The 11863-nt window shown below is 61.4% G+C and carries 10 protein-coding genes; 4 read left to right on the top strand and 6 right to left on the bottom strand.

Going from position 1 to position 11863, the window contains the following annotated elements; genetic code table 11:
- Both ABR948_RS22360 and ABR948_RS22355 read left to right on the top strand, forming a co-directional pair.
- Positions 1-486 (top strand): hypothetical protein (locus ABR948_RS22360; RefSeq protein WP_428122172.1); only part of this gene is annotated, 486 nt, incomplete at its 5' end.
- A 449-nt stretch (positions 487-935) separates the two neighbouring features.
- Positions 936-3143, top strand: a complete 2208-nt coding sequence (locus ABR948_RS22355) for a tetratricopeptide repeat protein (protein ID WP_428122169.1) — start codon at positions 936-938, stop codon at positions 3141-3143.
- A 38-nt stretch (positions 3144-3181) separates the two neighbouring features.
- Here ABR948_RS22355 and ABR948_RS22350 read toward each other — a convergent pair whose 3' ends face one another.
- The 3 genes from ABR948_RS22350 to ABR948_RS22340 are packed head-to-tail and all read right to left on the bottom strand — an operon-like array spanning position 3182 to position 7068.
- Positions 3182-4159 carry an NAD(P)-dependent oxidoreductase gene (locus tag ABR948_RS22350; protein ID WP_428122166.1) on the bottom strand — a complete coding sequence of 326 codons (978 nt, stop codon included), beginning with the start codon at positions 4157-4159 and terminating at the stop codon, positions 3182-3184.
- A gap of 3 nt (positions 4160-4162) precedes the next feature.
- A complete protein-coding gene (locus tag ABR948_RS22345; RefSeq protein WP_428122163.1) occupies positions 4163-6034 on the bottom strand; it encodes a TRAP transporter large permease in 1872 nt (623 codons plus the stop codon).
- 2 nt (positions 6035-6036) lie between these two features.
- Positions 6037-7068 carry a TRAP transporter substrate-binding protein gene (locus tag ABR948_RS22340; protein ID WP_428122161.1) on the bottom strand — a complete coding sequence of 344 codons (1032 nt, stop codon included), beginning with the start codon at positions 7066-7068 and terminating at the stop codon, positions 6037-6039.
- Between the two features lie 303 nt (positions 7069-7371).
- Between ABR948_RS22340 and ABR948_RS22335 the strand changes: the two genes are divergently transcribed.
- Positions 7372-8634 (top strand): ABC transporter substrate-binding protein, encoded by a 1263-nt coding sequence (locus ABR948_RS22335; RefSeq protein WP_428122158.1) that lies wholly within the window; start codon positions 7372-7374, stop codon positions 8632-8634.
- Positions 8635-8744: 110 nt separating this feature from the next.
- Here ABR948_RS22335 and ABR948_RS22330 read toward each other — a convergent pair whose 3' ends face one another.
- From ABR948_RS22330 to ABR948_RS22320, 3 genes are all read right to left on the bottom strand, one after another.
- A complete protein-coding gene (locus ABR948_RS22330; RefSeq protein ID WP_428122155.1) occupies positions 8745-9461 on the bottom strand; it encodes a hypothetical protein in 717 nt (238 codons plus the stop codon).
- A 17-nt stretch (positions 9462-9478) separates the two neighbouring features.
- Positions 9479-9661: a hypothetical protein gene (locus tag ABR948_RS22325; RefSeq protein WP_428122153.1), complete on the bottom strand. Its 183-nt coding sequence runs from the start codon at positions 9659-9661 to the stop codon at positions 9479-9481.
- Between the two features lie 215 nt (positions 9662-9876).
- Complete coding sequence (locus ABR948_RS22320; protein ID WP_428122174.1) at positions 9877-11130, bottom strand: ABC transporter substrate-binding protein; 1254 nt, start codon at positions 11128-11130, stop codon at positions 9877-9879.
- A gap of 46 nt (positions 11131-11176) precedes the next feature.
- Between ABR948_RS22320 and ABR948_RS22315 the strand changes: the two genes are divergently transcribed.
- Positions 11177-11686 (top strand): hypothetical protein, encoded by a 510-nt coding sequence (locus tag ABR948_RS22315; protein WP_428122151.1) that lies wholly within the window; start codon positions 11177-11179, stop codon positions 11684-11686.
- Positions 11687-11863 lie beyond the last annotated feature (177 nt).

The raw sequence follows: 11863 nt of genomic DNA, 5'->3' as shown, positions 1-11863 counted from the left end.
TATAGCGGACTCTGGTGCGGCGTCAGCCCATCAAATTTATGGGTTCATGGCCTAGGGAAACGGGAGATATCAGCGATTGTTTATGCGTCCATTGAGATAGCAGAAACCGCCGTATCTATAAGCTCATGGCGCGCGTTAGCCTTCTCGCAATTCAACCTAGTTGGATATTTAAGTCTTGTGTCTTGGCTAGCGTTTGTTGTGTTTGCATTTGTAGCCTTCGAACAATTGTCCTTTAAGTGGCTGCGAGTGATTGCTGCCTTCCTTGTTCTTATTTTTCTGCCCATTGTCGTTGGGGTAATTTACCTTGCGGCATACTCCTTCAAGATAATTCCCCCAATTCCAATTGAATGGCTTTTACTAGCTGCTCCTGCCGGAGCAGTCGTAGGCCTATCGTTACGGTTGGGTATCGTAGGATTTATTTACGTTTGGAGCGACCGCCGGGAACGTGCCGCTACCACAATGGTGAGCGCTGATCCGGCCACTTAAATCAAATAAGACCACTAACCATCAAAACAGGCCAGTACCCAAATGCACGCTGATATGAAAGAGGCCGCCAACCTGAGTCGGCATTGCGCTTGGAGAAGTTGGATGGGATGCCAATAAGATTTTCGGGCCGGTCATGATCGGAGCGCGGTTCCATCTAAGGGCTTACCGTTGCGACGTGTTGCATGTCTGCTTCGAGTCCTTCGCCACATTCTGAGAATGCGCGACTGACTTCTGGTCTTCCCGCGACGAACAGGCCTCGGCTTCGTCGCGGAGCCTGCCACGGGCGCGTATTCCGGCGACCCGGCGTCGAATTGGCTCCCCGATGCCCCTCCGGAAACATGGTTAACAATTTCTTTACGACTCTCGTCGAGGCTCCGGCCAGCCCCCGAACGACGGCCGCAAGCCGCGCTCGGCGGCCTTGACACGAGGTAACAGAAAGTGACCGCGGGATGAGTCAACAGCTGAAGGCTTTCGGCGCGAAGCCTGCCAAGGGCGACGAGGTCTCGGATTGGCTCGCCCGGGCGTTCGCCTTCCACCGGTCCGGCGATCTTGCCAAAGCCCAGGTCGGGTACAACAAGGTCCTGAAAAAGCGCCCAAACCATTTCGACGCTCTCTATATGCTCGGATTGTCCGAGTACCAGAGCGGCAATTCCCAGTCCGCGGAGCGCCTGTTCAGGCAGGCCCTCCTGGTCGACCCGCGATCCGTTACCGTCCGGTTCGCTCTGGGCACGGTGCTTTCGGCGCTACAACGGCCGGAGGAGGCTCTGGCCTGCTTCGACGGCCTGATCGCCCTGAAGGCGGATTTCATCGACGCGCATGTGCAGCGGGGCAACGTGCTGCTGGGGCTCAGGCGCTTTCCGGAAGCGATCGCGAGCTACGACAAGGCGACCGCGATCAATCCGCAGCATGTCGACGCGTGGAACAACAAGGGTCAGGCGCTGCATGAGCTCGGCAGATTCAGCGATGCCATCGCGTGCTATGACGAGGTGCTGACGGCGAAGCCGGCCTTTGTGGCGGCCCTCGTCAATCGCGGCGCCGCGTTCAAGGATTCTCGGCAAGCGGAAAAGGCCATCACCGACTTCGATCAGGCGCTCGCGATCGCTCCGGACGATACCATCGCCTTGATCAACCGCGCCGAAACCCTGCTCATTCTGAGACGGATCGACGAGGCGCTGGAAAGCTTCGACCGGGTGATATCGATCAACCCGAACTTCGCTTTGGCGTGGCTCGGTCGCGCCAACATCCTGATGATGGGCAAAAAAGTAAACGACGCGCTGCAAGCCTGCCAGCGCGCGCTCGCGATCGAGCCGAACTCCGTCAAGGCACTGACCCAGATCGGTCAATGTCATGCGTTGATGGGCGACGCCGAGGCCGCGGTTTCGTTCTTCGATCGCGCGCTCGCCGTCAAGCCGGACGACGAGGTCGCGCTGGTGAGCCGGATCTTCTCGCTGGATTTCAGCGCCAGCGGCAACAATGCGCTGAACCAGGCGGCGCGATCGGAGTGGTGGCGCCAGATCGGCTCGAAGATCACGGCGCCGCAGCCGTCGCGCCACGCCAACGATCTCGATCCGAACAGACGAATTGTCGTGGGATATGTTTCGGCCGATTTCAGGCATCACTCGGCCGCCTATACATTCCGGCCCGTGCTGGAGAACCACGACAAATCGCGGTTCGAGATCATTTGTTATTCCGGCGTTCCGATCGAGGACGCCGTGACGGACACCTTCCGCCATGTTGCCGATCGGTGGCACAACGTCCTGCAATGGTCCGACGATCAGCTGGCGGAGTGCATCCGGGCCGACAAGGTCGATATTCTGATCGACCTGTCCGGACACACGGAAGGCAATCGGTTGCGCACATTTGCGCGCAAGCCCGCCCCGATCCAGGTGACCGCCTGGGGCGACGGGACCGGGACCGGGATGCCGGCGATGGATTACCTGTTCGCAGATGCGGTCAGGGTCCCCCCGGAGGTGCGCCATCTTTTCGCGGAGCAGGTTTATGATCTGCCATGCCCGTTCATCATCGAACCGCCACCGGCAGGGTTGCGCGCCTGCGAGCCGCCGGTGACATCGAACGGCTATGTCACCTACGGCGCCTTTACGCGGGCAAGCCGATTGTCCAACGCCGTCCTCGATGTCTGGGCCCGAATCATGCGCTCCGACACCACCTCCCGGCTGGTCATCAAGGACCATCTGCTCAAGGACGTTTCGATACAGGCCAGGCTGCTTGAACATTTCGCGGCGCTGGGAATTGCGTCGGAACGGATAGACCTGATCGGCCAGACCTCGCGCGAGGAGCATCTGGCGGCGTATCGGTTGATCGACATCGGCCTTGATCCGTTTCCGCATGGCGGCGGCGTCTCGACCTGGGAAACCCTGCACATGGGCGTGCCGGTGGTGACGAAACTGGGCAACGCCATGGCCAGCCGGCACGGCGGATCCATCATGTCCGCGGTCGACATGGCCGACTGGATCGCCATCGATGATGACCAATATGTCGACATCGCCTTGCGGCCGACCCCGGACCGGCTGCGAACGATCCGCAACCAACTCCCCGATCTGATCGCCAGGCGCTGCAGCCCGGCCGCCTACACGCAGGCCGTCGAAGCGGCCTATCGCACGATGTGGGAAAAATACTGCCGCGGACAACAGGGCTAGCCGGGCAGCGTCACCTCAAGCCTTGGCCCGCAGCGCGATCATATCCGGCGGGTCCAGGTCGCGGTGTTGACGGCGCCATCCGGCACGGCGCGGGAAACCAGCGCGCGCACCTGCTCCACGGTGTGCAGCGCCTGCGCCTCGATCGCAGGCGGAGTCAGGCCGCCGATATGCGGCGTGGCGATCACGTTGGGCAACGCTGCGATTTCGGACGTCGGCATCTGGTCCGGAGCCCGGCCGACATCGAGCGCGGCGCCGGCGATACGCCCTTCGGTGAGCGCGGCGGCCAGGGCTTTCTCGTCGACCAGATTGCCGCGCGAGACGTTGATGAAGACCGCGTCGCGGCGCATCCGTGCCAGGGCTTCGGCATTGATCAGATTCTCGGTCGCTTCAATCGCAATCGCGAGGCAGACCACGTGGTCGGACTCCGCCAGCAAGGTCGGCAGCTCGACCTGGCGAAAGTCCGGCTGTTCGACGGTGACATGGGGATCGCAGATCAGCACCCGCATGCCCATCGCGGTGGCCAGCGGCGCGACGGCGCGGCCGATCGCGCCGTAGCCGATGATGCCGATGGTGGTGCCGGCCAATTGCCGCCCCATCCGCGCCGTCGGCGCCCGTCCGGCCTGATAGGCGGCGGTGGCGCTCGAGATGCCGCGGTTGAGATCGACCAGGAAGCCGAGCACGAGCTCAGTAACGGACTCCACGAAGCCGGGTTTGGCGCGGGTGACGAGGATGCCGTGCGACGAGGCGGCGGCGACGTCGATGTTACGGATATCCACCGCGCAACGCAGCGCCGCCCGCAGCGTAGCGAGGCCGTCGAAAATCGGTCCCGGCAAGGCGGTGGCGCGATCGGCGACGATGAGATCGCAGCCCTGTGCGGCGGCGATCAGCGCCGGCCCCTCCAGGGTCTCGTGGCCTTGATGCAGCACCACCTCGCCGCATGATCGCAGTCCGGCGAGCGCGCGGGCGCCATAATAATTATCGCGCATATGGGGGGTGTGGGTGAGCAGGATCTTCATCGTTCAATATCCCATGATCCCAGGTAAAAACGTGCTGATCCCGGGCACAAAGGCGATGACCAGCAGGCAGGCGAGCAGCAGTCCAAGATAACCCAGCATCGGCTTGACGGTGTCTTCGACCGGCACCTTGCCGATCAGGCAGGCGCCGTAAAGTCCGAGCCCAAGCGGCGGTGCAAACAGGCCGATGCCCATCGCGATCACCAGCACCACGCCGTAATGCAGCGGCGCGATTCCGAGATGACCGGCCACCGGCACCAATAGCGGCCCGAAGATGATCAGCGCGGCCGCGCCCTCCAGCACCGAGCCCATCACGATCAGGATCCCGATCGAGAGCAGCATGAACAGCCAGGTGCCGCTGTGATGCGACAGTCCCACCATGAATTCGGCGACGGCGTGCGGCACCTGCTGCAAGGTCAGGACAAAGGCGAGCGATTGGGCGGACGCCACGATGAACAGCACCAGGCCGGAGCGCGCGGCGGCATGGATGAAGCTGCGCCAGGCGGCAGCGGGGCTGAGCTCGCGGAACATCAGGGATCCGACCACGATGGCGTAGAGCGAGGCGAAGGCGGAGATCTCGGTGGCGGTGGCGAAGCCTGTCTTGAAGCCGATGAAAATCATCGCGATCAATCCGAACGAGACGCCGGCCCCGAGCCACATCCGCCGCATCGCCGCGGCTGCGAGCGGTGGCGGCTTTGGCGCGGTGGAGCGCTTGCCGAACAGGATCGATACGCCAATCAATGCCGCCGCCATCAGGGCGGCGGGGAGCAACCCGGCCGCGAACAGGCCGCCGATCGACAGATTGGCGACAAAGCCGAGGATGATCAGATTGATGCAGGGCGGGATGGTCTCCGCCATCACAGCCGAGGCGGCGAGCAGCGCCACCGTCGCGCCGGGGTTCTGGCCGGATTTGCGCGATGCCGGAATCAGCACCGCGCCGACCGCCGCCACATCCGCCATTTTTGAGCCGGAGATGCCGGAGAACAGCACCATCGCGGTGACCATCACCACATTGAGGCCGCCGCGCATGCGCCCGACCAGGCGTTGCAACAGTTCGATCAGCCGCACCGACATGCCGTTGGCTTCCATCAAATAGCCGACCAGAATGAAGAACGGGATCGCCAGCAGCACGAAATTGTCGATCCCGCGCGCCATCTGCTGGGCGAAGATCACGCCGGGCAGATTGCCCTCGACCCAGATAAATATGAGTGCCGCCAGCGCCAGCGCAAAGCCGATCGGCAGGCCGCCGGCCAGCGTGAGCGCAAAGCCCAGCAGCATCAGCGTGCCCGGGGACGGCATCGCGTCGGGTATCCAGGCGAGACCAGTGAGAAAAATACCGGACACCGCGGCCAGTACGGCCACGGCCTGCAGAATATTCCGCCATTTTCTCGCCAGCAGGATTTCGGCGGCGAACACCGTCATGCACGCCGCCCCCAGTCCCATCGGGTAGAAGGTGAGTTCAAGCGGCAGGCCGGAGCCGGTGGTTTGGCCGGCGGTGATCCAGCCGAGTTCGATGGCGTGGATGGCGACATAGGCCGCCACGACCAGGACCAGCGTGGCGCCGACATCATCCGCGAAGCGTTGCCAGACCGGCGGCAGCAGCGAACGGAAGAAGATCACGCCGGGGTTTTCGCCGCGCGCGAGCGCCGAAGCCGCGCCGAAAAACGCCGAAGCCACCATCAGCCCGCGCGCGATGTCATCGGCCCACTCGACCGGGGCGTTGAACAGCGAGCGCGCCAGCACCGAGTAGATCACCACCGCGAGATCGGCCGCTAAAAGACCCGCCGCAACGGCATCGGTCACCGGCAGCAGCGCGGCGGTGACCCGCCGGCCGTCGCCAGTGTGGGCGCCGGGCAGACCGGTGATGACGTCAGACATCGTCAGGCCGCGGTCGCGCGGATCAGATCGACCACGGGCTTGGCGTCCGGACGCGCCTTCACGAAGGCGTCGGTCTGCGGAAGCACGCGTTTGCGGAACGCCTCGCGGTCGCAATCGATCACGGTGACGCCCTTGTCCTTGAGTTGCGCCAGCGCTTCCTGCTCGACCAGGAGGCCGTGTGCACGGGTGTCGGCGGCGGCCTTGTTGGCCGCCTCGATGAAGCCGTCGCGCAGGGCCGGGGCCATGCGGTTGAAGGTGGTGTCCGAAAAGTAGATCGCCAGCGGCGAGAAATTGTGCCGGGTCAGCGAGTAGAATTTCGCAGTCTCGTAGAATTTCGAGGCCATGATGGTCGGCGGATCATGCTCCAGCCCGTCGAGCACGCCGGCCTGCAACGCCGTGTAGATCTCGCCAAACGCCATCGGTGTGGCCGCCGCCCCCATCAGGCGCAGGCATTCGGTGATCACGGGGTTGGGCAGGGTGCGGATCTTCAGCCCGGCGAGGTCGTCCGGCGTGTTGACCGCCTTGCGCGCCAGCACCGATCGCGAACCGAAATTATAGGCCCAGGCAATGATGCGGATATTGGCGCCCTTGAGCAGGGCCTGCTCGATCGGCGCGGCCGCGCCGGCGTCGAACGCCCTGGTCTGTTGCGGGAAGGATGAAAACAGGTAGCCGAGATCATAGGTGCCGACCAGCGGGACCAGATTGGCGGCGATCGACGAGCCGGACACCATCATGTCGATGACGCCGAGCTTGACCGAGTTGATGACGTCGATCTCCTGGCCGAGCTGATTGTCGGGGAAGAATGCCACCTCGATTTGTCCGGCCAGGCTGCTACCCGCGATTTGCTTGACGAGGTAGTCGTAATAGACCCGGCCATTGGCAAATTTAGGGTCATTGGCCAGCGACGACGAGAGTTTGAGTTTCAACACCGCCGCTTCGGCCCGCCCGATCAGCGCCGGGGCAGCGACGCCGGCGGCAGCCGTGAGCGCCAATGACGCGCGCAACAATTCACGGCGATTCACCAAGAAAGACATGATCTTGTTCCCCCGATACGCGACTCCTGAGTTTCGGCCGCGTTTGTTGGCGCAAGATTAGTCTTATTGGTTTGGCCGGCACAAGTAGCCAATCCAACTTCCTGTCCTGACCGGCAACATCGTCCGGCCGGCGACGAAATCGACGCCGTTTAAAGTTCCCAGGTGCCTTTCCAAGCGACGGACATGCAGCATAGACTTCGCTGCTGCTCCGCCATGCGCGGCCGGGCAACAACAAAAAACGACGACCAAAAAACAAAGCCAAGAAAACACTTCAAGGGAAAAACAACGACAAGGGAGGAAACTATGCGACGACCATTTCTTATCCCAATTCCTGTCCCGGGCTCGATCGGCCTGATTCCGCTGGCGGCCGCGCTGGCCATTACGTTCATTGCGCCGGCGCAGGCCCAGTCCGGCGATCCCATCAAGATTGCCGTGATCGCGGAAGTGCAATCGATCGCGGGCGCCGCGACCCCGGGCGGCGCCCAGATCGCCGCCGACGAAATCAACGCCAAGGGCGGCGTGCTCGGCCGCAAGATCGAGATCGTGACCTACGACAACAAGAGTTCCTCGGCGGATTCGGTGCGCGCCTTCCAGCGCGCGGTCAGCGAGGACAAGGTCTCGGCCGTGATCGCCAGTTACATCAGCGAAGTGGTGCTGGCGCTGGAACCCTGGGCCGCGCGGCTGAAGATGCCGATGATCACGCCGGGGGCCGCGTCCAACGAGATCACCAAGGCGATCCACAACGACTATGACAAGAACAAATACACGTTTCACGGTTATCTGACCTCCGCCGCCCAGGCGCAGCTGGTCTGCGACGCCGCCAAGGATCTGCTGGTCGATCAGCTCAAGTTCAAGACGGTCGCGATCATGAGCGAGGATGCGGCCTGGACCAAGCCGCTCGATATCGGCTACGAGGCCTGCCTGCCGAAAGCCGGATTGAAGGTCGTCGAGCATGTGCGCTTCTCGCCCGACACCACCGACTTCACGCCGATCTTCAACAATATCGAGAGCAGGAAGCCGGACGTGATCGTCACCGGGATCTCGCATGTCGGCGTGCAGCCGACGGTGCAATGGAAGAACCAGCAGGTGCCGGTGCCGATGTTCGGCATCAGCGCGCAGGCGCTGAGCCCGACGTTCTGGAACGACACCAACGGCGCCGCCGACGGCATCCCCTCGCTCGCGGTGGCGACGCCTGATGTCGCCGTCACCCCGAAGACCAAACCGTTCACGCAGGCGTTCAAGGCGAAATTCGGCACGCCTCCGGCCTATACCGGCTACACCGCCTATGACGATGTCTACATCATCGCCGCGGCGATCCAGCGCGCCGGCTCAACCGATCCCGACAAGATGGTCACCGAGCTCGAGAACACCGATTTCGAAGGCACCATCGGCCACATCCAGTTCTACGGCAGGGACGACGAGTTCACCCACGGCATCAGGTCCGGGCCGGGCGCGGTGAACGGCCTGGTGTTCCAGTGGCAGAACGGCAAGCAGATCACGGTCTGGCCGCCGAAACTCGCGGAGGGGAAACTCAAATTCCCGGATTTCGTGCGGCTGTCGCAGTAACGGCATAAACAAGCCGCCGCGTTTGTGAAACGCGGCGGCTTTGTCGTAGGCGGTACAATTTGAGATTTCAATCATCGCGCCACGATCTGCGCGGGCACGACGAGTACGAGCTATTGTTCTGGCGAGAGGCGGACGATCTGGATCCCACCATTCATCGTCTTGAGACGGTTGACGTACTCCTCAGGACGCAGCCAGCGGACCGGAACTTTCAATCCCATAAAATCTGCGATGCTACCGATAAACGACGTGCAATTGGATATTTCGGCGCTCCAGACCGGTGAACTCGCCTGCAATTTCTTGATGTAGGCGAACACCCTTTTTGCGTCCGGCTCATTCAAGTAAACCCGGTAGCTGGCGGTCAAGTACTCCGGATCTAGATCGCCATAGCTTGCCCCGGTCTCGGACGGCACCCACGTCACATAACCAAGTACATATTCCAGGGTGTCTCCCGCAGGAGTAAGGCCCGCGACTTCAACCTCGCGCTGGCTTGTCTTCCCGAACCAGACGAAAGCGTGTCCCCAGCTCGCCGCCGTTCTGGCTCTGAAATCAACATAATACGGGCCCTTTGCGGATCCCGTCCCCGGCTTCCGAGTCGACGATTTCGATTCAATGGACGCCTCATTGGAAACAAGCGCATTCGCGTCGGCGGTATGCTTGTTGACGTCGCGCATCCGGGAAATCAAACGATCCGAACCGGCGCGCGTGTCAATCTCGTGTGCAGAAGCTGACTCCTGTGCAGAAGCCGATTGGATGTGCCACGGGAGCAGAAACGCAAGCGTGAATCCCGCCAGCCAGCACAGTCCCAATCTCTTCGGCGTATTTGCCACGCTTCGCCCTTCGCGTATCAGTACCGCGCCGCGACCGGCGTCTTGCCGACCGGGGTCTTCCCGATGGGGGACTTGCCAATCGGCATTTTGCCGACGACCGGAGCTTCCTTATAGACCGGCTGTCGCTGCGGGAGGTCGGCCGCGCCAGCGGCGGTCACCAAGGCAAGCGTTGCGCCCGCTATGATCAAAGTTTTCATCATGGACTTCTCCTGGGTAAGCGAAACAGACAGTAACCTGCTGACGTTCCATTCAGACATATTGGGAGCATCAAACGCTGGAATGCGTCTGCAGTGCGGCAGACGGGATGCGTTCGGGGAATAGGTCTACCGTGTGACGGATATGACACAGGGGCGCCCGGCGATATTGACGACGGGCGCTTTTGGTCTGCTTCGCCTTGGAACCTAAGGTGACTTCCTCATTCTATGACCTTGTCCGCACGGGCAAGAACGATATCCGGAAGACTCAGGCCAAGCGCCGCTGCTGTTTTGAGGTTCAAGGCAAGTTCGAAAGCGACCGGTTGTTCGACCGGTATTTCGGCTGGGTTGCCTCCCTTGAAGATTTTGTCGACGTATTGCGCGGCTTTGCGATACATCGGCGTCAGTGCGGCGCCGTAGCTCGCGAGGCCGCCCAAATCGACATATCCGCCATATTGATAAATTGCCGGTATCTTCGATTCAGTCGCCAACGCAGGAATTGTCGGTCTGATGGGGTCGGCGAGAACGAAGAGAGCAGCGCAGTTTTGCTGTCTCATTTCCTTAAAGGCTTGCTGGAGATCGGCAGGTGTTGCCGCCATGATCGCAATCGGCGTGAGGCCCAAGGCCTTGGCTGCGGCTTCAACCAATGCGTATTGCTGCGGATGGGCCGGGTTGGCAGACATCAGCACCGCGATGCGTCTTGCTGCTGGCAGGATCGCGTGGAGAAGTTCGATCGATTTACCGATCGCGTCACCATACATGTTGGCAACGCCGGTAATGTTTGCTCCGGGGTGGGCCAAACTTTGGATGAAGCCTGAGCCGATGGGATCGGTGGCGGGAGCCATCACGATGGGAATGGTCGACGTAGCGCGCTGGGCCGCTGCGATAGCGGGCGTCGCATAGGCGACGATCACGTCCGGTCGCAAAGCTATAAGTTCGCTCGTCAGCGAAGCTAAGCGTTCGATGTGTCCCTCTGCAAATCTGCTGTCAAGTACGAGGTTGTTGCCCTCGACGTAGCCAAGCTCCTGCATTTCTTCGCGGAAAGCCTCGATTATCTCCCGATCAACAGCCGTATCCGCGAATACCGGACTAAGCCAGGCTACCCGCCACACCTTGCCGGACGCTTGCTGCGCAATGGCCAGGCGAGGCCAAATCGCTGTCACCCCACCGAGAAATGCAATGAACTCTCGCCGCCGCATACCGGCCCCCAACGATCCGATGGGGCAGTCTAACTGTCGGAGCGACAGTTGGAAGACGTTGAGGTAGGCAGAATGAGATTTATTGGGGGGCGCCGTGGCACGGACGCGGTTTGACCAGGGTGCGAACCTTATCATCCAGCGGCGTTGGCGGATGTCCGTTTTGGTGTGCATTCCAGACTCAAGTTGGACGTTGCATAAGGTCCGAAAAATGCCAACAACGGTAATCGGCGAAAGTCGCCAATGCCGGGATGGTGCTTTATATTTGACACGGCCCATCAAGCTATTTTTCCCCGGATGGTCCTGTTCGGAATGAAGGCACCAGATGAGAAAGCGTAGCGTTACGGTGAACGACAAAATGCAAAAGGGGCATCGCTATTATCTTACGGAACGGTCGGGTCGCAACTTCGATCCGGAGTTCGGTCCGCAACTAACACCCAAACAGATGCTTCAACTGGGCGTATTTGGCGGCAAGTACATGACTGATGCACGAAATGAATTTCCCAAGAGCTGGTTTGAAAAAGCAAAGCTTGCCGTTGACGGCCGCGATCCCTCACTCAACTACTTCGGCGTCGACGCCAGCCAACCCTTGTCCGTCTGGCGCAAGAAAGGATGGATACACCCCGACGATCCGCGCGGCTGGTTTCAATGGTATTGCCGATATTATATGGGCCGCCGAAAGCCGCAGGAAGACCTTCGACAGATTGGGCGTTGGAAGGCAATGCGACGACACATCAGGCAGATTGAACTTCACTGTGAACCCGGTGAGCAGACCTGCCGCAAACGCCAACGACAGGCTCTTCTTCACTGGGCCTACGACAGTCGAAAATTCTGATCTATGTCGCCGCAACGTCTGACGTAGGGGCGTTCGTGCGACTTCCGTTCCGGGTCAATCGCTACACTCCGAGGGTCTGCTGGTAACCCCCGATCTTCCCGATAAGCCGACCCCTGCTTCATCGCATCGCCCGTCATCGGCCGCCCGTTGATCCGGTCCGCTCGCTGCCTTGCGCAA

The organism is Bradyrhizobium sp., from assembly GCF_050014615.1.
GTDB lineage: Bacteria > Pseudomonadota > Alphaproteobacteria > Rhizobiales > Xanthobacteraceae > Bradyrhizobium.
Note: the sequence above shows the minus strand (reverse complement) of the source record. Positions and strands in the feature narration are given on the sequence as shown.